The organism is Enterococcus sp. DIV1283b (assembly GCF_051710965.1).
GTDB classification, from domain to species: Bacteria; Bacillota; Bacilli; order Lactobacillales; family Enterococcaceae; genus Enterococcus_B; species Enterococcus_B lactis.
Window position 1 is genome coordinate 853,831 of sequence record NZ_JBIOLR010000001.1, and the last position, 21,170, is coordinate 875,000.

Annotated in this window: 27 protein-coding genes and 2 tRNA genes; 28 read left to right on the top strand and 1 reads right to left on the bottom strand. The window is 39.3% G+C overall.

Going from position 1 to position 21,170, the window contains the following annotated elements; genetic code table 11:
• The first annotated feature begins 32 nt into the window (after positions 1-32).
• From secG to IGJ53_RS04150, 23 genes are all read left to right on the top strand, one after another.
• Positions 33-269 carry a preprotein translocase subunit SecG gene (gene secG / locus IGJ53_RS04040; protein ID WP_002292802.1) on the top strand — a complete coding sequence of 79 codons (237 nt, stop codon included), beginning with the start codon at positions 33-35 and terminating at the stop codon, positions 267-269.
• A 102-nt stretch (positions 270-371) separates the two neighbouring features.
• Positions 372-1,127 (top strand): alpha/beta hydrolase, encoded by a 756-nt coding sequence (locus IGJ53_RS04045; protein WP_002300470.1) that lies wholly within the window; start codon positions 372-374, stop codon positions 1,125-1,127.
• A gap of 2 nt (positions 1,128-1,129) precedes the next feature.
• Complete coding sequence (gene rnr / locus IGJ53_RS04050) at positions 1,130-3,487, top strand: ribonuclease R (RefSeq protein WP_002314673.1); 2,358 nt, start codon at positions 1,130-1,132, stop codon at positions 3,485-3,487.
• Positions 3,488-3,508: 21 nt separating this feature from the next.
• Positions 3,509-3,973 carry an SsrA-binding protein SmpB gene (gene smpB, locus IGJ53_RS04055; protein WP_002292799.1) on the top strand — a complete coding sequence of 155 codons (465 nt, stop codon included), beginning with the start codon at positions 3,509-3,511 and terminating at the stop codon, positions 3,971-3,973.
• Between the two features lie 301 nt (positions 3,974-4,274).
• Entirely contained in the window at positions 4,275-4,994 is a 720-nt protein-coding gene (gene atpB / locus IGJ53_RS04060; protein WP_010732140.1) for a F0F1 ATP synthase subunit A, read from the top strand.
• A gap of 52 nt (positions 4,995-5,046) precedes the next feature.
• The gene (gene atpE / locus IGJ53_RS04065; protein ID WP_002292797.1) at positions 5,047-5,262 is read left to right on the top strand and encodes an ATP synthase F0 subunit C; all 216 of its coding nucleotides are present in this window, start codon (positions 5,047-5,049) and stop codon (positions 5,260-5,262) included.
• A gap of 90 nt (positions 5,263-5,352) precedes the next feature.
• Entirely contained in the window at positions 5,353-5,877 is a 525-nt protein-coding gene (gene atpF / locus IGJ53_RS04070; RefSeq protein WP_010732141.1) for a F0F1 ATP synthase subunit B, read from the top strand.
• Positions 5,864-6,406 carry a F0F1 ATP synthase subunit delta gene (locus tag IGJ53_RS04075; RefSeq protein WP_002292794.1) on the top strand — a complete coding sequence of 181 codons (543 nt, stop codon included), beginning with the start codon at positions 5,864-5,866 and terminating at the stop codon, positions 6,404-6,406. Before atpF ends, IGJ53_RS04075 begins: the two co-directional genes overlap by 14 nt.
• Positions 6,407-6,428: 22 nt before the next feature.
• Positions 6,429-7,985 (top strand): F0F1 ATP synthase subunit alpha, encoded by a 1,557-nt coding sequence (atpA, locus tag IGJ53_RS04080; RefSeq protein ID WP_002292793.1) that lies wholly within the window; start codon positions 6,429-6,431, stop codon positions 7,983-7,985.
• Positions 7,986-7,998: 13 nt separating this feature from the next.
• The gene (locus tag IGJ53_RS04085; protein WP_002292792.1) at positions 7,999-8,901 is read left to right on the top strand and encodes a F0F1 ATP synthase subunit gamma; all 903 of its coding nucleotides are present in this window, start codon (positions 7,999-8,001) and stop codon (positions 8,899-8,901) included.
• A gap of 22 nt (positions 8,902-8,923) precedes the next feature.
• Positions 8,924-10,330 (top strand): F0F1 ATP synthase subunit beta, encoded by a 1,407-nt coding sequence (gene atpD, locus IGJ53_RS04090; protein WP_002289006.1) that lies wholly within the window; start codon positions 8,924-8,926, stop codon positions 10,328-10,330.
• 13 nt (positions 10,331-10,343) lie between these two features.
• Positions 10,344-10,766, top strand: a complete 423-nt coding sequence (locus IGJ53_RS04095; RefSeq protein WP_002289005.1) for a F0F1 ATP synthase subunit epsilon — start codon at positions 10,344-10,346, stop codon at positions 10,764-10,766.
• A gap of 396 nt (positions 10,767-11,162) precedes the next feature.
• The gene (locus IGJ53_RS04100; RefSeq protein ID WP_002300479.1) at positions 11,163-11,393 is read left to right on the top strand and encodes a DUF1146 family protein; all 231 of its coding nucleotides are present in this window, start codon (positions 11,163-11,165) and stop codon (positions 11,391-11,393) included.
• 99 nt (positions 11,394-11,492) lie between these two features.
• The gene (gene murA, locus IGJ53_RS04105; protein WP_002308580.1) at positions 11,493-12,794 is read left to right on the top strand and encodes a UDP-N-acetylglucosamine 1-carboxyvinyltransferase; all 1,302 of its coding nucleotides are present in this window, start codon (positions 11,493-11,495) and stop codon (positions 12,792-12,794) included.
• A gap of 12 nt (positions 12,795-12,806) precedes the next feature.
• Positions 12,807-12,983 (top strand): DNA-directed RNA polymerase subunit beta, encoded by a 177-nt coding sequence (locus IGJ53_RS04110; RefSeq protein ID WP_002292789.1) that lies wholly within the window; start codon positions 12,807-12,809, stop codon positions 12,981-12,983.
• A gap of 131 nt (positions 12,984-13,114) precedes the next feature.
• Positions 13,115-13,411: a membrane protein insertion efficiency factor YidD gene (yidD, locus tag IGJ53_RS04115; protein ID WP_002329491.1), complete on the top strand. Its 297-nt coding sequence runs from the start codon at positions 13,115-13,117 to the stop codon at positions 13,409-13,411.
• Between the two features lie 60 nt (positions 13,412-13,471).
• A complete protein-coding gene (locus IGJ53_RS04120) occupies positions 13,472-13,942 on the top strand; it encodes a GNAT family N-acetyltransferase (protein WP_002292786.1) in 471 nt (156 codons plus the stop codon).
• A gap of 81 nt (positions 13,943-14,023) precedes the next feature.
• Positions 14,024-14,917, top strand: a complete 894-nt coding sequence (locus tag IGJ53_RS04125; protein ID WP_010732142.1) for an ROK family protein — start codon at positions 14,024-14,026, stop codon at positions 14,915-14,917.
• A 101-nt stretch (positions 14,918-15,018) separates the two neighbouring features.
• Entirely contained in the window at positions 15,019-15,255 is a 237-nt protein-coding gene (locus tag IGJ53_RS04130; RefSeq protein ID WP_002316425.1) for a DUF2969 domain-containing protein, read from the top strand.
• 87 nt (positions 15,256-15,342) lie between these two features.
• Positions 15,343-15,423: transfer RNA gene (locus IGJ53_RS04135), tRNA-Tyr, on the top strand.
• 6 nt (positions 15,424-15,429) lie between these two features.
• A tRNA-Gln gene (locus IGJ53_RS04140) sits at positions 15,430-15,501 on the top strand.
• A gap of 124 nt (positions 15,502-15,625) precedes the next feature.
• On the top strand, positions 15,626-15,796 hold the full coding sequence (locus IGJ53_RS04145; protein ID WP_002292784.1) for a hypothetical protein: 171 nt from the start codon (positions 15,626-15,628) through the stop codon (positions 15,794-15,796).
• 219 nt (positions 15,797-16,015) lie between these two features.
• Entirely contained in the window at positions 16,016-16,723 is a 708-nt protein-coding gene (locus IGJ53_RS04150) for a GntR family transcriptional regulator (protein WP_002292782.1), read from the top strand.
• Positions 16,724-16,780: 57 nt separating this feature from the next.
• On the opposite strand, the gene IGJ53_RS04155 is transcribed toward IGJ53_RS04150, so the two are convergent.
• On the bottom strand, positions 16,781-17,425 hold the full coding sequence (locus IGJ53_RS04155) for a YigZ family protein (protein ID WP_010732143.1): 645 nt from the start codon (positions 17,423-17,425) through the stop codon (positions 16,781-16,783).
• A 127-nt stretch (positions 17,426-17,552) separates the two neighbouring features.
• Between IGJ53_RS04155 and IGJ53_RS04160 the strand changes: the two genes are divergently transcribed.
• From IGJ53_RS04160 to hpf, 5 genes are all read left to right on the top strand, one after another.
• Complete coding sequence (locus IGJ53_RS04160; RefSeq protein ID WP_002400548.1) at positions 17,553-17,840, top strand: DUF7662 domain-containing protein; 288 nt, start codon at positions 17,553-17,555, stop codon at positions 17,838-17,840.
• A 107-nt stretch (positions 17,841-17,947) separates the two neighbouring features.
• Positions 17,948-18,268: a PTS sugar transporter subunit IIB gene (locus tag IGJ53_RS04165; RefSeq protein WP_002292778.1), complete on the top strand. Its 321-nt coding sequence runs from the start codon at positions 17,948-17,950 to the stop codon at positions 18,266-18,268.
• Positions 18,269-18,349: 81 nt separating this feature from the next.
• Complete coding sequence (locus tag IGJ53_RS04170) at positions 18,350-19,663, top strand: DEAD/DEAH box helicase family protein (RefSeq protein WP_259741671.1); 1,314 nt, start codon at positions 18,350-18,352, stop codon at positions 19,661-19,663.
• Positions 19,660-20,379: a ComF family protein gene (locus tag IGJ53_RS04175; RefSeq protein ID WP_259741672.1), complete on the top strand. Its 720-nt coding sequence runs from the start codon at positions 19,660-19,662 to the stop codon at positions 20,377-20,379. The genes IGJ53_RS04170 and IGJ53_RS04175 overlap by 4 nt, the downstream gene beginning before the upstream one ends.
• Positions 20,380-20,506: 127 nt before the next feature.
• The gene (gene hpf, locus IGJ53_RS04180) at positions 20,507-21,058 is read left to right on the top strand and encodes a ribosome hibernation-promoting factor, HPF/YfiA family (RefSeq protein ID WP_002292771.1); all 552 of its coding nucleotides are present in this window, start codon (positions 20,507-20,509) and stop codon (positions 21,056-21,058) included.
• Positions 21,059-21,170: the final 112 nt, after the last annotated feature.

Genomic DNA, 21,170 nt, shown 5'->3' on the forward strand with positions numbered 1-21,170 from the left:
GAGACGATATCTTTTGGGAAGGAGGCTGCTATATGTATAATTTAATTTTGGGAATCGTAATCGTTTTATCGATTGTTATGGTCATTGCGATTATGATGCAGCCAAGCAAGCAAAATAGTGCAGCGAGTGCATTTACCGGCGGTGCGGATCAACTATTCGGCAAACAAAAAGCTCGCGGCTTTGAAGCTGTCATGCAGCGATCAACTGCAGTCATGGGAGCTGTCTGGATGATCTTATTATTTGTCCTAGCATTTTTATCTTCGAAGTAGTCGAATAAGCCTCTCGCACAACGGCGGGCGGCTTTTTTTATTGCAAAGAGAACGCTTAAGAAGAAGTTATGAAAGAAACTATGGTAAAATGAGGCGAAAGAGGTGAAACGAGTGAAACAATTACCAAAACCCCTTTATGCAAAACATGGAAAACGAGCAGTTTTGCTGCTTCATGCGTACTCAGGAAGTCCAAATGATGTCCGGATGCTCGCACGGTTTTTAGAAAAAGCAGATTATACAGTCTATGCGCCGCTATTTAAAGGACATGGAACGATGGAGCCATATGATATCTTGCAAGAAAAAGCAGAAAGCTGGTGGGCAGATACTAAAAAAGCCATCCATTTTTTACAGTCTGAACAGTTTTCTGATATTGCCGTATTGGGATTATCGATGGGTGGCATCTTTGCTGTACGGGCACTAGAAGAAGAATCAGTAATTGGCGGCGGTTTTTTCTGTTCGCCCCTGTCTCCTGTAGAAACAAACGTGCCTGAAAATTTTGAAAAATATGTACGTCAAGTGCTGAAGATAGCAGGCAAATCAGAAAAAGAAATCAATGAAAAAGCTGTGTCTTACCGCTCGTTAGCTGAACATCAATTAATGGATATACAAGACCAAGCAGCAATCGCAGAAAGTAGACTATCAGATATCCAACAGCCGATATTTTTAGCTCAAGCTGGGAAAGATGAAATGATTGACCCAAATGGTGTATTTGAAACGGCACGCAAATTGAGCCGCCAACGGGTGACACTTCAGTGGTATCCTGAAAGCGGTCATGTGATTACAGTTGGTACAGCAAGACGCGAATTAGAAAAAGACGTGTTGGAATTTTTAGAAAAATTACCTTGGAATGAGGAATAAATATGACAAAAGAAACAATAAAAGAGAAAATTCTCTTTTTCATGGAAAGCAGTCGCAAACGTAGTTTTTCTATGGAAGAAATCGCTGAAGGTCTAGGCTTTCAAAAAAGCGATGATTTTAAATTACTAGTACAAACGATTGCTCAAATGGAAAGAGAACAGAGTATCGTTTTCAATAAAAAAGGAAAAGTGAAACTTCCTTTAAAACCAATCTTGGTCGAAGGGACATTTCGGGCAAATGAACGAGGATTTGGATTTGTAACGATTGATCCCGAAGAAGATGATATCTATATCCCGAAAGAAGCGACTGGCTTTGCAATGGATGGGGATACCGTAGCAATTGATATCATGAAGCGAGCAAATACAGATATGGATCGCGGAGCAGAGGGAAAAGTAGTGGAGATTCGAGACCGAGCGACTACTCAGTTAGCCGGAGAATTTGTTGCTTATTCAGACGAAGAGATACAGGAAACGGATCTTTATGGTGTGGTCATCCCGAAAGATAGAAAGCTTAACCAATTCAAAGTGTATGCAGCGGCAGAGGGAGTTCGTCCAGTTGACGGAAGTATTGTACTGATCGAACTGACCCATTACCCTGAAAAAGGGTATGCGACTAGTTTAGAAGGGATAATCAAGCAAGTGATTGGTCATAAGAATGACCCTGGCATGGATATCCTCTCGATTGTCGTGGCTAACGGTATCCCTACAAAATTTCCTGATGATGTGTTGTCTGAGGCAGATGAAGTTCCAGACCAGATCAGCGAAAAGGATATTGTTGGACGCAGAGATTTAAGAGATCAGCTCATCGTTACGATTGATGGAGAAGATGCAAAAGATCTAGATGATGCAGTGACGGTCAAAAAATTAGAAAATGGTAATTATTTTCTTGGAGTACACATTGCAGATGTATCTTACTATGTGACGCAAGGCAGTCAACTGGACAGAGAAGCATACGAAAGAGGAACAAGTGTCTATTTGACTGATCGAGTGATTCCGATGATCCCACAACGTTTATCCAATGGTATCTGTTCATTGAATCCCCATGTTCCACGACTCACCATGAGTTGTGAAATGGAGATCGATCCAAATGGACAAGTTGTCTCACATGAGATTTTTCCAAGTGTGATCCAAACAACAGAACGGATGACCTACACAGCTGTCAATCAAATCTTAGAAGATCAAGATGAAGAAACGATGCAACGCTATGCTCAGCTCGTGCCTATGTTCCAAGAAATGGGTGAATTGCATCGAATCCTTGAAACGATGCGAATCAAACGTGGAGCGATTTCTTTTGAGGATCGTGAAGCGAAGATCCTTGTTGATGCTGAAGGACACCCAAATGACATCCAGCTAAGAAGCAGAGGGATAGGTGAACGCTTGATCGAATCCTTTATGCTTGCCGCCAACGAAACGGTAGCTGAACATTATAATAAATTAAATCTTCCGTTTATTTATCGAATCCATGAACAGCCAAAAGAAGAAAAAATGCAGCGCTTCTTTGATTTTGCTTCAGCTTTGGGCATTCTGGTACGAGGAACGAAAGGAACGATCACACCGAAAGATTTACAGCATGTGATCGAAGGAGTAGAAGATAAACCAGAAGCTGCAGTTATCAATACTATGTTGCTAAGAAGTATGCAACAAGCACGCTATTCAGAAGACAATTTTGGGCATTATGGCTTAGCAGCAGATTACTACACACATTTTACATCTCCTATTCGACGCTATCCCGATCTGATCGTCCATCGGCTGATCCGTTCCTATAGCCAAGATAAAAGTGAAAGCAATCAAAGTTTATGGGCTGAGGAACTTCCTGAAATCGCAGATCATAGTTCTAAGATGGAGCGTCGCGCAGTAGAAACAGAACGTGAAGTAGATGCGATGAAGAAAGCAGAATTCATGATGGACAAAGTGGGAGAAGAATTCGACGGGATCATCAGCTCTGTTGTGAAATTCGGACTGTTTATCGAACTGCCGAATACAGTAGAAGGATTGATCCATATCAATGAATTGAAACAAGACTACTTCCATTTTATTGAAAATCATTTAGCGCTTGTAGGTGAAAGAACCGGTCTGACTTTTAAAATCGGACAAAAAGTGCGCGTAAAAGTAGTCAAAGCTGATCCAGATGAACGAGCAGTAGATTTTGAACTCGTTTCCGCAGAAGAGGTCACTGCGTTGGAACGTCCAAAAGCACGCAATGGAAAATCTGGAAAACGAGAAGGAAAACAAGCAGGCAAACGCTCAGAAAAAAATGGCAAGAAGAACAAACGATATAGTGATAGTAAGCAAACGTTCGGTAAGAAAAAAGGGAAAAAGCCATTTTATAAAGGTGTCAAAAAGAAGAAAAAGAAAAAATAAAATGAGTTGGAGGAAACAGCTATGCCAAAAGGCGAGGGAAAACTAATTGCACAAAACAAGAAAGCTCGCCATGATTATTCGATCATCGACACGATGGAAGCAGGGATGGTCTTGCAAGGAACGGAGATCAAGTCGATACGAAACAGCCGGATCAATCTGAAAGATGGATTTATTCGTGTCCGCAACGGGGAAGCTTTCTTGCATAATGTTCATATCAGTCCTTATGAACAAGGAAATATTTTTAATCATGATCCGTTGCGCACGAGAAAACTATTATTGCACAAGAAACAAATCGTTCGTCTTGAAAACGAATTGAAAAACACGGGAATCACTGTTGTTCCTCTAAAAGTCTATATTCGTAACGGCTATGCCAAGGTATTGATTGGTCTGGCAAAAGGGAAAAAATCGTATGATAAACGGGAAGATTTGAAACGAAAAGATATCGATCGACAAATTGATCGAACATTAAAAAATTTCTCTAGATAATTTCATTATCCTTTTTCGCATATTCGGTGCTTTTGCTTTTACTTAATGATAAAATTTGTTAGCATTTAATCTGATAAAACATGATTATCACAGGTTTTTTCTTAGATCAGGAGCACCGTGTATGGGGAAAAATTCGCTTCGTTTTTGACTGAAATAAAAAAGTGTCTAATTTTCATGAAAATGTTTTGAATTTTCTGTTTCATGGTGGTATGATACCGTGTGGTTAGAAACCGATTGGAAAAAACCAGATACGCACATGAATTGATTTTATGTGAATTTCGGGGAAAAGAGGTGAAATGGATTGGATGAACGCTCGCTAACGTTCCACATTGGACCAATTTGGTTTGATGGTACAGTTTGTATAATGGTGTTACTGACCTGTTTGATTGTTTTCTTCTTAACTTACTTTTTTACAAGAAATCTTAAGTTGAAACCAACAGGCAAACAAAATGCGATAGAATGGGTCATTGATTTTAGTCGAGGAATCGTAACAGATAATCTGCCTAGAAAAGAATTGAGCAATTTCCATTTGTTGGCATTTACATTGTTTTTATTTGTTTTTGTTGCAAACAACATCGGTTTAGTAACAAAAATCGTCTTACCTAACGAAACAACACTTTGGAAAAGCCCGACAGCAGACCCGTTTGTTACTTTAACTTTGGCATTTATAATGATCTTACTTACTCACTTATTCGGGGTGAAAAAGTTAGGCTTCAAAGGATATTTCGTAAATTCGTTCTTGAAACCCTATAGTTTTATGTTTCCGATGAAACTGATTGAAGAATTTACAAACTTATTAACACTTGCTTTACGTCTTTATGGGAATATTTATGCGGGGGAAGTTTTGCTAACCTTGATTGCAAAAATGATGACAAGCTTAGGCTGGTTCTCATTACCATTAGCAATTCCATTAGAGATGGTCTGGATCGCGTTCTCCTTGTTTATTGGGAGCATCCAAGCATTTGTCTTTGTTACTTTGTCAATGGTTTATATGAGCCATAAGATTGAAGTAGAAGAATAATACTCGGTTAAAAAACAAACTACTATTTATCTATTTTAGGAGGAAAACAATTATGAATTATATCGCAGCAGCAATCGCAATCATGGGAGCAGCAATCGGAGCCGGTTATGGTAACGGTCAAGTTATCTCTAAAACAATTGAATCAATGGCTCGCCAACCTGAAATGTCTGGTCAATTCCGTACAACAATGTTTATCGGGGTAGCTCTAGTTGAAGCTGTTCCTATCTTAGGGGTAGTTATCGCCTTGATTCTAGTTTTTGCCGTTTAATTGAATCAGTATTAAGGCAGAAACAACATCGTTTGTTACTGCTTTTTTACATGGAAACTAGAAATACTCCAAAGAAAGGAAGGCTCGCCTATGCTGAATCAATTGGCAATTGCAGAAGTTGGCAATGCGATGTTAGGTAATATCATCGTTGTCAGCGGCTCATTTTTGATACTACTGGCTCTCTTGAAGCACTTTGCTTGGGGACCAATCAGCGATATTTTGAAAAAACGTGAAGACAAGATCGCCAATGATTTAGATTCTGCAGAACAATCTCGCATCAACTCAGCGAAAATGGAACAAGAACGCGAACAACAATTGTTAGCCTCTCGTTCTGATGCAGCTGATATCATCAAAAATGCGAAAGAAAGTGGAGAATTAAGCCGCCAAAATATTTTGAAGGATGCTCAAGAAGAAGCAGCTCGTCTAAAGAGCAAAGCCCAAGCTGATATCACTGTAGAACGTGATTCAGCGCTGAACTCTGTAAAAGACGACGTTGCAGAACTCTCTCTTCAAATCGCGGAAAAAATCTTGAACAAAGAATTATCTCCAGAAATGCATGAATCATTAATCAATCAATACATTAAAGGTCTAGGTTCTTCAAATGAAACTAGATAAATACACAGTAGGAAGACGTTACGGGAAAGCTTTATTTGAACTGGCGATCGATTCAAATCAAGCAGAAGAAATCTATCAAGATCTCGTAAGTTTACGTCAAATCTATGAACAAGTACCTGGATTAGGGAATATGTTAAGTGATGTTCGTCTAGAACCTCATGAAAAACGAGAAATCATGGACAAGCTTGTCAGCGGTTATGATGGGATCGTTAAAAACTTTTTAGAAGTTGTTTATGAGTATAACCGAATGGATGACCTTTTGTTCATGATCGAAGAATATGAACGTCGATATGATGAACATCAAGGGTTACTATTGGGAAGTGTCACAACAGCAGTCCCACTTTCAGACGAACAACGAATACAATTAGAAAAGAATGTTGCAAAAACAATGGACTATCAATCAGTTGAATTAAAACAAATCGTTGATTCTTCTATTATTGGTGGCGCGATTGTTGAAGCCAACCATCGAGTAATCGACGGAAGCATTCGCACGCAATTAGAAAAAATGCGTAATCAATTAAACAGATAGTACAAAGAGGTAGGTGAATCGAATGGCCATCAAAGCAGAAGAAATTAGTGCCTTGATTAAAGAACAAATTGAAAATTATCAAAACGTGCTTTCAGTCGAAGAAATCGGTACCGTAACTTATGTAGGTGACGGGATCGCTCGTGCACATGGTTTAGAAAACGCGATGAGTGGTGAGTTGCTTGAATTTTCAAACGGCTCATACGGAATGGCGCAAAACTTAGAGTCAAATGATGTAGGTATCATTATCCTTGGCGATTTCGAGTCCATTCGTGAAGGAGATAAAGTAAAACGAACAGGTAAGATCATGGAAGTTCCAGTTGGAGAGGCCTTGATCGGTCGGGTAGTCAATCCGCTAGGTCAACCAATCGACGGACTAGGTGAAATCGTTACTGACAAAGCTCGTCCAGTAGAAGCGATGGCACCAGGCGTTATGCAACGTAAATCTGTTAACGAACCAATGCAAACAGGGCTAAAAGCGATTGACGCCCTTGTGCCAATCGGACGCGGACAACGTGAATTAGTCATCGGTGACCGTAAAACAGGGAAAACTTCTATTGCGATCGATACGATCATCAACCAAAAAGGTCAAGATATGATCTGTATCTATGTAGCAATCGGACAAAAAGATTCTACAGTTCGTACACAAGTTGAAACATTGAAAAAATATGGCGCAATGGATTACACAATCGTTGTGAATGCCGGTGCGTCTCAACCAGCACCATTGCTTTATATCGCACCATATGCTGGTACTGCAATGGGTGAAGAATTCATGTACAACGGTAAACATGTATTGATCATTTTTGATGATCTTTCAAAACAAGCTGTTGCTTATCGTGAACTTTCCTTGCTACTTCGCCGTCCACCAGGTCGTGAAGCTTATCCTGGGGATGTTTTCTACTTGCACTCACGTTTATTAGAACGTGCAGCAAAATTAAGTGATGATCTAGGCGGCGGTTCAATGACTGCTTTGCCATTTGTTGAAACGCAAGCTGGAGATATCTCTGCTTATATACCAACAAACGTTATTTCAATCACTGACGGACAAATCTTCTTAGAAAGCGACTTGTTCTACGCAGGTACTCGTCCAGCGGTTGATGCCGGACTATCTGTCTCTCGTGTAGGGGGTTCTGCGCAAATCAAAGCAATGAAAAAAGTTGCTGGGACTTTACGTCTAGACTTAGCAAGTTATCGTGAATTAGAAGCATTTACACAATTCGGTTCTGATTTGGATGCGGCAACACAAGCAAAACTAAATCGTGGACGCCGTACAGTAGAAATCTTGAAACAAAAACTGCATGCACCGCTAGCTGTTGAAAAACAAGTAGTGATTTTGTATGCTTTGACACATGGATTCTTGGACAGTATCCCTGTAGACAGTATTTTAGACTTCGAACATGAATTATTCGAATATCTGGATACCAATCATTCAGATATTTTTGAAACAATCCGTACAACAAAAGATCTTCCAGAAGAAGAAACGTTGAACAGTGCGATTCAGGAATATAAAGACATGTTCTTAGCTACAAAAGGAAATAATTCCTCTACAGAAGATAAATTGAAATCCATTCAAAATGCATAGTGAGGTGAGATGAATGGGTGCTTCATTAAATGAAATCAAGACACGTATCGCTTCAACGAAAAAAACGAGCCAAATCACGCGGGCAATGCAGATGGTGTCTGCTTCTAAGTTGACAAAATCTGAAGCTTCTTCACAGAAGTTTCAGGTTTATGCAACAAAAGTAAGAGAAATCGTTACGCATTTGACTGCTACTCAGTTAAATGATATTGCCTCAGAAAATCCTAGAGGGGATATCAATTACAACAGCATGCTGCTCAGCCGTCCTGTGAAGAAAACCGGTTATATCGTCATCACTGCAGATGGCGGTCTGGTCGGTGGATATAACAGTTCGATATTGAAACAAACGATGTCTATTTTAGAAGAAGACCACCAATCACCCGATGATTACGTGATGATCGCAATTGGCGGAACTGGTGCAGACTTCTTTAAAGCACGCGGTATCAACCTAGCATATGAGCTGCGCAATTTATCTGATCAGCCAAGCTTTGATGAAGTCCGCAAAATCGTAAATATGGCAACAACTATGTACCAAAACGAAGTATTCGATGAATTATACGTATGTTATAACCATCATATCAATTCGCTAACTAGTCAGTTTCGTGTAGAAAAAATGCTGCCAATCTCAGACTTAGATCCAGAAGAAGCAACGACTTTCGAACAAGAATATATTTTTGAACCTTCAAAAGAAGAAATCTTGTCTCAGTTATTGCCTCAGTATGCTGAAAGTTTGATCTACGGTGCGATCGTTGACGCCAAAACAGCAGAACATGCTGCTGGTATGACAGCAATGAAAACAGCAACTGATAATGCTGCTAATATCATTGATGAGCTGACGGTTTCTTATAACCGTGCAAGACAAGGGGCTATTACCCAAGAAATTACCGAAATTGTTGCCGGAGCTTCGGCACTAGAATAGTATTGAGATTGGAGGAAAAAAGATGAGTTCAGGCAAGATTGTTCAAGTAATCGGTCCCGTTGTCGACGTGGAATTTTCTTTAGACCAATCCTTACCAGATATCAACAACGCATTAGTTGTTTATAAAAATGACGAAAATAAATCAAAAGTTGTTCTTGAAGCAGCATTAGAATTAGGGGACGGAGTGATCCGGACCATTGCGATGGAGTCAACAGATGGTTTACAAAGAGGAATGGAAGTCATTGATACAGGCAAAGCAATCTCTGTTCCTGTAGGTAAAGAAACATTAGGTCGCGTATTCAACGTACTAGGAGATACGATCGATTTAGAAACACCTTTCCCAGAAGATGCGGAAAGAAGCGAAATTCATAAAAAAGCACCAGCCTTTGACGAATTAAGCACAAGTACAGAAATTTTGGAAACAGGGATCAAAGTTATCGACTTGCTTGCCCCATATTTAAAAGGTGGGAAAGTTGGACTATTCGGTGGTGCCGGTGTTGGTAAAACCGTACTGATCCAAGAACTGATCCATAATATCGCCCAAGAACACGGTGGTATTTCTGTATTTACCGGTGTCGGTGAACGTACTCGTGAAGGTAATGACTTGTATTATGAAATGAAAGATTCAGGAGTTATCGAAAAGACAGCCATGGTGTTCGGTCAAATGAACGAACCACCAGGTGCACGTATGCGTGTTGCGTTAACTGGTTTGACGATCGCGGAATATTTCCGTGATGTAGAAGGCCAAGATGTACTGTTGTTTATCGACAATATTTTCCGTTTCACTCAAGCTGGATCTGAAGTATCAGCCTTGTTAGGACGGATGCCTTCTGCGGTTGGTTATCAACCAACATTGGCAACAGAAATGGGTCAATTGCAAGAACGTATCACATCTACGAAAAAAGGTTCGATTACATCGATCCAAGCCATCTATGTGCCAGCCGATGACTACACTGACCCGGCGCCGGCAACAGCATTCGCCCATTTGGATGCGACAACCAACTTGGAACGTAAATTAACAGAACAAGGGATTTATCCAGCGGTAGATCCATTGGCTTCTTCTTCAAGTGCTTTAGCACCTGAAATCGTGGGAGAAGAACACTATAAAGTAGCAACAGAAGTCCAACACGTATTGCAACGATATCGTGAATTACAAGATATTATTGCTATCTTAGGTATGGATGAATTATCCGATCAGGAAAAAGTGTTAGTTTCTCGTGCCCGCAGAGTCCAATTCTTCTTGTCACAAAACTTTAACGTGGCTGAACAATTTACTGGTCTTCCAGGTTCTTATGTTCCTGTAGAAGAAACAGTGAAAGGATTCCGCGAAATCTTGGAAGGCAAATACGATGATCTTCCTGAAGAAGCTTTCCGAAGTGTTGGCCGAATCGAAGACGTCGTAGAAAAAGCGAAAACACTAGGCTACTAGAAAGGGGTGCCCCATGGATCAATATTTAACAGTAAATGTGGTAACTCCTGCCGGTTTGGTCTATGATCACCATGCAGCTATCGTCGTCGCACGTACGACAGCTGGTGAGCTTGGGATTTTGCCTAAACATGCACCGATCATCGTTCCTTTGACGATTGATGAAGTTCGTGTAAAACGAACAGATTCAGATACCCATGTCGATTGGATTGCTGTGAATGGCGGAATCATGGAAGTGCGTGATAATGTTGTTTCAATCGTTGCTGATAGTGCGGAACGTGAACGGGATATCGATGTATCTCGTGCGGAACGTGCAAAACAACGTGCAGAACGCCAAATCGAAGAAGCAAAAGCAAAACAAGATACGAACGAATTGAAGCGGGCAACTGTTGCGTTGCATCGAGCAATCAATCGTATTAAAGTATCTAAGCACTCATAAAATGAGAAGCGGATGTTTATCCGTGTATCAGAGGTTGTGACAGAAGTGGTCAGCTTATTTCCGAAGAAGCTACTTCTGGAACACCGTGAATCAGAGGTCGTGAGCCTGCCATTCAGCTCCGAGTCACAAGGAACAAATTAAAAAACAGGTTCTCATGTTCGATGAATATTGTGGCTTGTGACCGAGGAGTTGGCAGGAGAACACCGTTTATTTGGAATAAAGGACTGAGACAAGACTTTTGTCTCAGTCTCTTTTTTTGCATATTTTTTCCCTTATTTCCTAAAAATGTAAGGGTATTCCTCTATTTTTAAGTATACTTGTTTTTCCTTTTATACATTTTATGGTATTATCATTTTATTAGTTATTATAAAAACAACTGTTAGAAAGGACGTCATTATGCAAGTATACGGAATTGATGCGATACTTCGAATCGTGAGTCATTTGGCGTTTATCTACTTAGCCTTCTGGTCTTTACGTTCGTTACGCATTGAGACTTTTTTTAGACCAATGCATAATACGCAAATTAGAATGGCAATCGTACTTTTTTCAATCTTTTTAGGGTACACTGCAAGTAATTTTTTCTTAGAAGTTATCGCTTTATGCCGAAATCTTTTCGTTAGCCTGTAAATTTTAAAAAAAGGTACTATTTTAAAAGCAAGGGTGTTATAATAGAAAAGATTTTGAGTAAGTGTATGCTCATTGGAATTTTTTGGAGGGAACAACAACATGGAAGAGATCATCGTAAGAGGTGGCAATCAATTAAATGGAACAGTAAGAATTGAAGGAGCTAAAAATGCTGTATTGCCTATTTTAGCTGCCAGTTTGTTAGCAGAAGAAGGTATTACGACATTAGACAACGTTCCGATTCTTTCTGATGTCTTCACTATGAATCAAGTGATTCGTCACTTAAATGTAGATGTAGATTTTGATGAACAAAAGAATCAAGTAACAATCGACGCTTCAAGACAATTAGAGATCGAAGCGCCTTATGAGTATGTTAGTCAAATGCGTGCTTCAATCGTTGTGATGGGACCGCTACTTGCTAGAAATGGACATGCAAAAGTGGCTATGCCTGGTGGATGTGCGATTGGTAAACGCCCAATCGATTTACATTTAAAAGGATTTCAAGCTTTAGGAGCAAAAATTATTCAAAAAAACGGCTATATTGAAGCAATTGCAGATGAATTGATCGGTAACACGATTTATTTAGATTTTCCTAGTGTAGGTGCTACTCAAAATATCATGATGGCTGCTGTAAAAGCAAAAGGAACAACCATCATTGAAAACGTAGCTCGCGAACCAGAAATCGTTGATTTAGCAAATATTTTGAATAAAATGGGTGCTCATGTCTATGGAGCGGGTACTGAAACAATGCGTATCGAAGGCGTTGATCATTTACATGCAGTCAACCATTCAATCGTACAAGATCGTATCGAAGCTGGTACCTTTATGGTCGCTGCTGCAATGACAGAAGGCAATGTACTGATTGCTGATGCTATCTCTGAACATAACCGCCCATTGATTTCTAAATTGATCGAAATGGGTGCAGAAATCATTGAAGAAGAAGGCGGAATCCGTGTCATCGGACCAAAACATATCTTACCTACAGATGTAAAAACGATGCCTCATCCTGGTTTCCCTACAGATATGCAAGCGCAAATGACAGCCATCCAATTAGTGGCAGAAGGTACAAGCGTAGTAACTGAAACAGTTTTTGAAAATCGTTTCCAACATTTAGAAGAAATGCGCCGTATGAACGCCCACGTCAAAATCGATGGAAATGTAGCAATCATGGATGGAAACCATGAATTGCAAGGTGCGGAAGTGTATGCAACAGACTTGCGTGCAGCAGCAGCATTAGTTTTAGCTGGCTTGAAAGCAAATGGAATCACACGTGTCCGTAACTTGAATTATCTAGATCGTGGCTATTATAACTTCCATATCAAACTACAAAAATTAGGTGCAGATGTTGAACGTGTAGACATGGATCAAACTCCTGCTGAAAAAACAGCACAAACGATTGCATAAGGAAGTGGCTGAATGAGTAACCAACGATATATCTTATTAACTCTGATAAAGATTTTAGTGGTGATCTTATTGCTTATCCTTCTTTTTGTAGCCGGAACGATGATTGGATATGGTGTCATCGGTGGTGGCAATCCATTTAAAGTATTTCAACCAAGCTTGTGGATTCATATTCGAGACTTTTTTCATTGATAATTAATTACGGTGGTTCTAGTCGATAGGAAATGAGCCATGAAGCAGCATAGGATAAAAGAAAACAGAAGGGAACGTTGACTTTAGTCGCGATCCCTTTTTTTAGTAAAAGAAAAGAAGGAATCTAGTTGATGAAGAAGATATTGATTTATTTAGTTAGAGGATATCAGCGCTTTATTTCGCCTGCATTTCCTCCTAGTTGCCGCTATTATCCAACCTGTTCTAATTATATGATAAAAGCAATTCAAACTCATGGTGCGCTAAAAGGGACGGTAATGGGGACGGCTCGGATCTTACGCTGTCATCCCTTTGTCAAAGGCGGCATCGATTATGTACCTTTGACCTTTCAGTTAACGAGAAATAAGAAAGATAAAAAAGAACCAGATTATAAAAAGGTTGTGAAAAATACGGGTAGCACTGAGCAATAAAGAAAAGAGAGAGTGACTATCAAAGCAACGACTTCATGACTACATATATGGAGGTCAAAAATGATCGAAGAACTCAATAAGATAGATTTACCATGGTCCTTGTTATTAGATGCAGATCCTGATAAAGAAAAAGTTCAGGTATATGTTTCAAAGGGGAACGGCTGGATATGGAAAGAAAAAGAAAAAACAATAGGTATACTGATCTATATAGTAAGGGAAAAAGAATTCGAAATCGTTAACGTAGCTGTAGAACCTTCGCATCAAGGAAAAGGGATTGGTGGGAAACTCCTTGAGACAGCTTTTCAGAAGCTTTCACAACTCGCTTCCAGTCAAACTCAGATCATCATACGAACCGGCAGTACTAGCAGTGCTGCGTTACATCTCTATCAAAAAATGGGCTATGTGGAGATTGGTCGAGTCAAAGACTATTTTATCCATCATTATTCTAAACCGATTTTTGAGAACGGAGAACAATTGCGAGATCAAGTGATTTTAGCAATTCACTTACACAAAACCAGCTTTAACGAATAGACTTGTGATCCGAGAAAATGCTTTCAAATGCTGAACATATACATTACAATAGCTTTAGCAAGCAAAAAGGAGAATATTTTTATGGGGATATTAGTTTTTGATTTTGGCGGGTCGGCTGTCAAATATGGTTGTTGGGATAGTAAAGATGTCAAAGGCAAGGGCCAATTTGCAACGCCTGAATCTTGGGAAGAAATGAAAGCGCAATTATTACAAGTCTATAAAGACATGAGTCTTTCTTTTGAGATTGAAGGAATTGGGATCAGCTCACCTGGAGTAGTGAATAATGAGAAACAGGTAATTGAGGGAATCAGTGCGATTCCTTATATTCATGGCTTTAATATTTTTAGAGATTTGGAAACTTTGTTTCAACTTCCGGTAACGATTGAAAATGACGCCAACTGTGCCGGAATGGCTGAGTTTTATGAAGGAGCTGCTCGTGATTATCAAGATGTTGCTTTTGTCGTGGTAGGAACTGGGATCGGCGGGGCGATGTTCACGAAAGGCCAAATCAATAAAGGTGCACATCTTTATGGTGGAGAATTCGGTTTGATGTTCTTAGAGGGCGATCAGACATTTAGTAAACTTGGTACAGCCGTACAGATGGCTTGGCGGTATTGTGAACGCAAAGGAGTCGATAAGAATACTTATACCGGAAAAGACGTCTTTGAATTAGCAGAAACCGGGGATGAAATAGCAAAAGAAGAAGTTGAGAGTTTTTATACGTACCTTGCGAAAGGTCTATTCAGTATCCAATTTTCATTTGATCCGGAAGTTATCGTATTAGGCGGTGGCGTTTCTGCAAAGGATGGACTCATTGATGAGATCCAAAGTAGAATGAAGAAGTTGACAGATCAATTCGACCTGCATGATTTCGAGCCACAGATCCTATTGTGTGAATACAGAAACGATGCTAATCTTGTAGGCGCAGCGGCCAACTATATCGCTATAGGTCAAGGGGAGAATGAAGAGCTTTAGAGAAATCGCCTCTTGTATAAAAGAAGATGAAATGGACAAGAGATTTTTGCCTAAGGAATGTTTTATTGGCTGCAATATGATAAAATGTCTGAGAGGTGAAAATGATGTCAAAAAAAAATAAAGATATTGAAGTGCGTATCGAAGAAGTAAAAAAAGATATCAAAGGTAAGAATTATGAAGTCACTCAGTTATTTATAGGGAAAAAAATGATTGGTGAAATTTTAGCCTATGGACCAAAAGAATATGAAATTTTCTTTGGTGAAGAAGATTTTGGGAAAGAAAAAAGTCTTGAAAATGCGATAGAAACAGTGATTCGTCACTGGAATCTGCACGAATAAAAAAATATCAAAAAAACTTTCAATAAAGGGTTGCAAAAATCTGGAAAATTAGGTATTATAACTAAGTCAGGTTGATACAAACCTTTCGGAGGAGTAGCGAAGTGGCTAAACGCGACGGACTGTAAATCCGTTCCTTAGGGTTCAGTGGTTCGAATCCACTCTCCTCCATTTCATTGGGGTATAGCCAAGCGGTAAGGCAAGGGACTTTGACTCCCTCATGCGTTGGTTCGAATCCAGCTACCCCAGTATAGCACAACCGTAGGCTCTCGTTAGTTCGAGAGCTCTTTTTTTTGCTTTGCTACCTTGTTCCTTGAAGATTCTGTCAATTTAAGATAGAGTTAAGTTAACAAAAAGAATTGGAGGGGCCAAAATGAAGTGGAAAGAAAAAGTAGACGAAGCAGCTGAAAAGTTATATGACTTGGTCAAATCAGAAAAATACGATATCGAAGTGAACATTCCTAAAAAAGGCGAAAAAGCAGTCCATGTAAAATCAAAACGCCCAACGAATCATACAAAAAAATGGATGGCTAAAAACCGCTAATAATAACAAAAGATCCATAAATCGGCATTTTCAGCGATTATAGGGTCTTTTGTTATTTTCTCAATTGGACATATCTAGAAAATGAATTCTATTAATAGGAATGGGAAGAAGGATTTGTACCTACATCATCTGTTTATGGATAGAATCCTTTATCTTTTTCAGTTGTGAATCAGGTATATACCAGTTATAATAGAAGAAACGAAAGGACGGGTGTACGTTATGTCGAATCAATTACCTGTATATATACAGATTCATGACCAATTAAAAAATGAAATCGAACAAGGTATATGGAAAGTCGGAGACCGTCTTCCTTCAGAAAGAGAATTAGCAGTGAAATTCAATGTCAGCCGTATGACGTTGAGACAAGCAATTCAAAACTTGGCAGATGAAGGAATCTTAGAAAGAAAGATCGGTTCGGGTACATATGTTGCGCGAGAAAAAGTACAAGAAAAGATGTCTGGCGCGACAAGTTTTACAGAAATCATGGAATCGCAAAATAGAGTACCGTCTAGTCGAACAATTTCTTACTTTTTGACTTCGCCAAGCTCAAGTGAAATGGAAAAACTAAACTTGAGTAAAGATGACACGATCTTGCGAATGGAACGTATTCGTTTTGCAGACGATGTCCCTATTTGTTTTGAAGTAGCCAGTGTTCCGCAAAAGCTGATCGATGGCTACAGCAAAGCAGAGATTACTGAATCGCTGTATCGCACATTAGAAGAAAAAGGTGGGAAAAAAATCGGTCCAGCGAATCAAACGATTACTGCTGTATTGGCTTCTGAGAAAATCGCAGACTATTTAGAGGTGAAACGAGGAGATGCAGTTCTTCGTTTGCGTCAGATTTCCTATTTTGAAGATGGTACGCCATTTGAGTATGTGCGTACGCAATATGTAGGAAATCGTTTTGAGTTTTATTTGGAAAAATAAAAAACAGGTGATTCCTGATTCCTTATTAGAAAAAAAGAGAATCAGAATCACCTGTTTTTATATATGATCAGTTATCAGTTGCTCATGATAAGAAACAGGGCCTTCTTCAAATTGGACTTGTCCGTTCAGCAGCTCAATGATGGATTCTTTAAAGCTGTCAGCATTTTTTTCATCCACCGCACAGATGACGATGACTTGATCAGTGTATTGGATTTCTTTTATAAAAAAGTGCTGTAGTTCAAGATAATTCTGCAATTTTCCTAGTTGCGGATACGTGATTACAATGGATATCTCCTGTTGCAAGGTACCTTCTACGATTCCAATGTCGGACAATGCTTGAGAGACCGCATGAGTGTATGCTCGTATCAATCCGCCCGTGCCGAGTTTCGTTCCTCCAAAATATCGAGTAACTACTGCAACTACATTGATCAGTTGATTTTTTTTGAGGACTTCCAACATCGGTACGCCCGCTGTTCCACTTGGTTCGCCATCATCGCTGCTTCGTTGGATCTCATTTTTTTCGCCAATAACGAAGGCACTGCAGTTATGGTTTGCTTTCCAATGTTCTTTTTTAATTTCTTGGATGAAGTTTTTCGCTTCTTCTTCTGATTCTATTCGTTTAAGAGAACAGATAAAGCGTGATTTCTTGATTTCAATCTCACTTTGTCCATTTTCTTTGATTGTACGATAACGTTCGATCATCTTGTCACCTCTTTTTTTTCGGTTGCTTTATTCAGTATAAAGAAAGTTCTAGGTTGTTTCAACACTATAACGGTTGCGCAATTGCTGTAGTATGCGATAATAAAGACAAAGGCAGGTGGATCCGGGGATGAAGGAACGAATGAAAAAGTACGATGCAATTACGCATTATTTGAAGAACAACGGCGGCTCCCAAGTAACATTAACCTTTACCCAATTTGATGAACTGTTGTTTCCCAGTAACGGACTTCCCAAAACAGCCAGGGAAAGCACAGATTGGTGGGCAAATGACTATAAACATCCAGAAAAGGGTGCCTACGGCTGGTTAAATGCAGGCTATGAAGTAGTGGTCATCAATTTGGATAAAGAATATGTCGTATTCAATAAATTAGTGAAATCTAGCTGGCTATTTGATTAAATAAATCGCGTTTAGAAAACGTTGACAAATTTCTTTCTTTTTATATAATAGAGTAACAGACGCTAAGAAAACGTTTGCGTAGTCTGTTTTAAAAAGGAGAGAAAAGTATGGCTAAAAAAACAATCATGCTTGTATGTTCGGCTGGTATGAGCACAAGTTTGCTCGTAACAAAAATGCAAAAAGCTGCGGAAGCAAAAGGAATCGATTCTGATATTTTCGCTGTGTCAGCTTCTGATGCAGATAATAATCTTGCAAATAAAGATGTAGATGTACTGTTATTAGGACCTCAAGTTCGCTTTATGAAAGCTGATTTTGAAAAACGTCTGGAACCAAAAGGCATTCCTTTAGACGTCATCAACATGGCTGATTATGGAATGATGAATGGCGAAAAAGTATTAGACCAAGCAATTACATTGATTGGTGAATAAATAGATTATATAGAACTATCGAACAAGCAATCCAAAAAAAAGATTGCTTGTTTTTTCGTATATTTTTTTAGGGCGAATGATATGAATCATTTTTGGGGCAGAAGGCTTCTTACGAGAGAGATTGAAGGAATGGACTGTGAGGAGGGAAACTTACCAAATTATAAGAAGATTGCAGCAGTAGAACATTTAGGTAACAGGATTCTTTGTCATCGTTGTGGAGTGAAAACGCCTGTCTTTGAGGGACAGCTTGCAGACTATGGCTATTTTTGCATACATTGCTTGTCTTTAGGGCGATGCGACAGTCAACAAGAGATATATTTATTTGATCAGCCAAAAGCAGCATCTCGAGAAGTCGTCTTTTCTTGGACAGGACAGCTTACTGAAAAACAAACGGAAATCGCAGAGAGGATACTTTATCATTCAGAAAAAAAACACCATCTTATTTGGGCGGTAACAGGTGCAGGAAAAACAGAAATGCTTTATCCGATTTTAGTGAAAACGTTAAAAGCTGGAGGAAGAGTAGCCATTTGTACACCGCGAATCGACGTTTGTAATGAATTGTTTTTACGTTATCGTCCTGTTTTTCCAGAAGAAACAATCATGTTGCTCCATGGGAATACAACAACAGCTTATACCTTTAGTTCTTTTGTTATCTGTACGATTCATCAGCTATACCGTTTTTATCGATCCTTTGACTTATTAGTCATTGATGAGATCGATGCTTTTCCTTATAGCGGGGACGCTGGGCTAGCTCACGCTGTGCAAACAGCAATCAAACCAGACGGTCGATTCATCTACTTAAGTGCCACGCCTGATGAGAAGTTACTAAAGGAAATCAAGCAGACATTTGAGCTCCACAAACTTGCCTTGCGCTTTCATCGGCGCTTGCTTCCTGAACCCGTACTTGTTTTCATGAATAATTGGCGACAAAAATGTGGGAACAAAAAGAAAATCAACTCTTTGGTGCGGATCATTCAGCAACTAATCAAAGAAAACCGTATCCTTTTATTTTGTCCAAGTATTACGATGATGCATCGTTTAAAAGTCACACTGCAAGAAGCTTTTCCAGAATATGAGATAACAGATGTTTCTTCACAAGACGATCAACGGGCAAAGAAAGTTCAGAAAATGCGAGAAGCAACATACGAGATACTGTTAACCACGATGATCTTAGAAAGAGGAGTCACATTTGAAAGAATCTCTGTCATCGTTTTAGGAGCAGATCATCCAGTTTTTACTAAATCCTCTTTGGTGCAAATCGCAGGAAGAGCTGATCGTAAAGGTCCTTATACGAACAGTCGGGTCTATTTTTTCTATGAAGAAAAAACTTCAGCTATTCGAAAAGCCTGTCAGGAAATCAAAGAAATGAACGAAGAAGGGAAGAAGATGCTGTGAGATGCAGTTGCTGCAGTAAAGACATCATCCAAAATTTAACATTCAGCGAGATCATCGGTGTGTCGAAATATAGACTTCCTCAGACATGTTCAGTTTGCCGCGCACAATTCCATTTATTGGAAGCAAAAGGTTGTGCAGGTTGTCAAAAACCAATCAATTTGAAATACGAGGATACGAAAAAGAAAGCAAAGACTAGTTTCGTTTACTGCAACGACTGTCAAGAATGGAAGAAGAAATATCCTTCATATGATTTTCAACACCGCGCCTTTTTTACGTACGATGAAAAGATGCAAGCTTGGATCAATCGGTACAAGTTTATGGGAGACATCCGATTAGCAGGGACTTTTGCATATAAATGGACTCAGATAAAAAAAGATTACCCGGCATATGTTTATTGTCCAATACCTTTATCTGAAAAAAGGTGGCTAGAAAGAGGATTCAATCAAGTAAGTGAGATGTTGAAAGCAGCAAAAATTCCTTTTCAGATGCTACTTAAAAGAGAGCATCATCTGCTTGCTCAAGCAAAAAACACGCGAAAGGAAAGATTGGAGATGCCTCAGCCTTTTGAGCTTGCTGTACCTCTTTCTAAGATACAACATAAAAAAATATTGATTATTGACGATGTCTATACAACAGGTCAGACACTTTTTCATGCAGCAGATTGCTTGCAGACCGCACAGCCGAAAATCATCCGAACCATTTCTTTGGCAAGATGAATCAGATGTGGAAATTTGATAGCGATTTAATTTGCAAATAACCTAGAGTTCGATATAATAGAATTAAGAAGAGGGAAAGAGTGGTCCTTCTCCTTCTTGATTGTGGTAGACGAAAGGGGTAATTTTTATGTTTAGATATAATGTACGCGGCGAAAATATCGAAGTAACTGAAGCGATTCGCGACTACGTTGAGAAAAAAGTAGGCAAACTAGAACGCTATTTCAGTGACGCACCCGATGCTACGGCGCATGTGAACTTAAAAGTTTATACAGAAAAAACAGCAAAAGTGGAAGTAACGATCCCATTACCTTATCTTGTATTACGTGCCGAAGAAACTTCTCCAGATCTATACGCAAGTATCGATTTGGTTGTTGACAAATTGGAACGCCAAATCCGCAAATTCAAAACAAAAATCAATCGTAAATCCCGTGAAACGGGCATGAATACTGCAGATGCTGCTGTTTTATTCAATGGAGAGGAAGAAAACGAAAACGATTCTGAATTAGATATCGTACGTACAAAACGCCTTTCATTGAAACCAATGGACAGTGAAGAAGCAGTCTTACAAATGAACATGCTGGGACATAACTTCTTTATTTTTGAAGATGCAGAAACAAATGGTACAAGTATCGTTTACCGCCGAAAAGATGGAAAATACGGATTGATCGAAACAGACTGATCAGCCATACTTAAATAACATCAAAAACTTGCAGCAGCTGTCAATAGCTGCCGCAAGTTTTTTTGAGTTCGTCTCTTTTCTAGTTAAAATATGAATAAATTATGAAGTTCTT

What these genes read in the sequence shown, in the direction of transcription:
- IGJ53_RS04155 (WP_010732143.1), bottom strand. Translation starts at nt 17,425, where the DNA reads ATGATCGAACGTTATCGTACAATCAAAGAAAATGGACAAAGTGAGATT.
- atpD (WP_002289006.1), top strand. Translation starts at nt 8,924, where the DNA reads ATGAGTTCAGGCAAGATTGTTCAAGTAATCGGTCCCGTTGTCGACGTG.
- hpf (WP_002292771.1), top strand. Translation starts at nt 20,507, where the DNA reads ATGTTTAGATATAATGTACGCGGCGAAAATATCGAAGTAACTGAAGCG.
- IGJ53_RS04160 (WP_002400548.1), top strand. Translation starts at nt 17,553, where the DNA reads ATGAAGGAACGAATGAAAAAGTACGATGCAATTACGCATTATTTGAAG.
- IGJ53_RS04085 (WP_002292792.1), top strand. Translation starts at nt 7,999, where the DNA reads ATGGGTGCTTCATTAAATGAAATCAAGACACGTATCGCTTCAACGAAA.
- IGJ53_RS04100 (WP_002300479.1), top strand. Translation starts at nt 11,163, where the DNA reads ATGCAAGTATACGGAATTGATGCGATACTTCGAATCGTGAGTCATTTG.
- atpF (WP_010732141.1), top strand. Translation starts at nt 5,353, where the DNA reads ATGCTGAATCAATTGGCAATTGCAGAAGTTGGCAATGCGATGTTAGGT.
- smpB (WP_002292799.1), top strand. Translation starts at nt 3,509, where the DNA reads ATGCCAAAAGGCGAGGGAAAACTAATTGCACAAAACAAGAAAGCTCGC.
- rnr (WP_002314673.1), top strand. Translation starts at nt 1,130, where the DNA reads ATGACAAAAGAAACAATAAAAGAGAAAATTCTCTTTTTCATGGAAAGC.
- IGJ53_RS04075 (WP_002292794.1), top strand. Translation starts at nt 5,864, where the DNA reads ATGAAACTAGATAAATACACAGTAGGAAGACGTTACGGGAAAGCTTTA.
- secG (WP_002292802.1), top strand. Translation starts at nt 33, where the DNA reads ATGTATAATTTAATTTTGGGAATCGTAATCGTTTTATCGATTGTTATG.
- IGJ53_RS04165 (WP_002292778.1), top strand. Translation starts at nt 17,948, where the DNA reads ATGGCTAAAAAAACAATCATGCTTGTATGTTCGGCTGGTATGAGCACA.
- IGJ53_RS04095 (WP_002289005.1), top strand. Translation starts at nt 10,344, where the DNA reads ATGGATCAATATTTAACAGTAAATGTGGTAACTCCTGCCGGTTTGGTC.
- atpA (WP_002292793.1), top strand. Translation starts at nt 6,429, where the DNA reads ATGGCCATCAAAGCAGAAGAAATTAGTGCCTTGATTAAAGAACAAATT.
- IGJ53_RS04130 (WP_002316425.1), top strand. Translation starts at nt 15,019, where the DNA reads ATGATGTCAAAAAAAAATAAAGATATTGAAGTGCGTATCGAAGAAGTA.
- IGJ53_RS04125 (WP_010732142.1), top strand. Translation starts at nt 14,024, where the DNA reads ATGGGGATATTAGTTTTTGATTTTGGCGGGTCGGCTGTCAAATATGGT.
- IGJ53_RS04170 (WP_259741671.1), top strand. Translation starts at nt 18,350, where the DNA reads ATGAATCATTTTTGGGGCAGAAGGCTTCTTACGAGAGAGATTGAAGGA.
- IGJ53_RS04120 (WP_002292786.1), top strand. Translation starts at nt 13,472, where the DNA reads ATGATCGAAGAACTCAATAAGATAGATTTACCATGGTCCTTGTTATTA.
- murA (WP_002308580.1), top strand. Translation starts at nt 11,493, where the DNA reads ATGGAAGAGATCATCGTAAGAGGTGGCAATCAATTAAATGGAACAGTA.
- IGJ53_RS04145 (WP_002292784.1), top strand. Translation starts at nt 15,626, where the DNA reads ATGAAGTGGAAAGAAAAAGTAGACGAAGCAGCTGAAAAGTTATATGAC.
- atpE (WP_002292797.1), top strand. Translation starts at nt 5,047, where the DNA reads ATGAATTATATCGCAGCAGCAATCGCAATCATGGGAGCAGCAATCGGA.
- yidD (WP_002329491.1), top strand. Translation starts at nt 13,115, where the DNA reads ATGAAGAAGATATTGATTTATTTAGTTAGAGGATATCAGCGCTTTATT.
- IGJ53_RS04150 (WP_002292782.1), top strand. Translation starts at nt 16,016, where the DNA reads ATGTCGAATCAATTACCTGTATATATACAGATTCATGACCAATTAAAA.
- IGJ53_RS04110 (WP_002292789.1), top strand. Translation starts at nt 12,807, where the DNA reads ATGAGTAACCAACGATATATCTTATTAACTCTGATAAAGATTTTAGTG.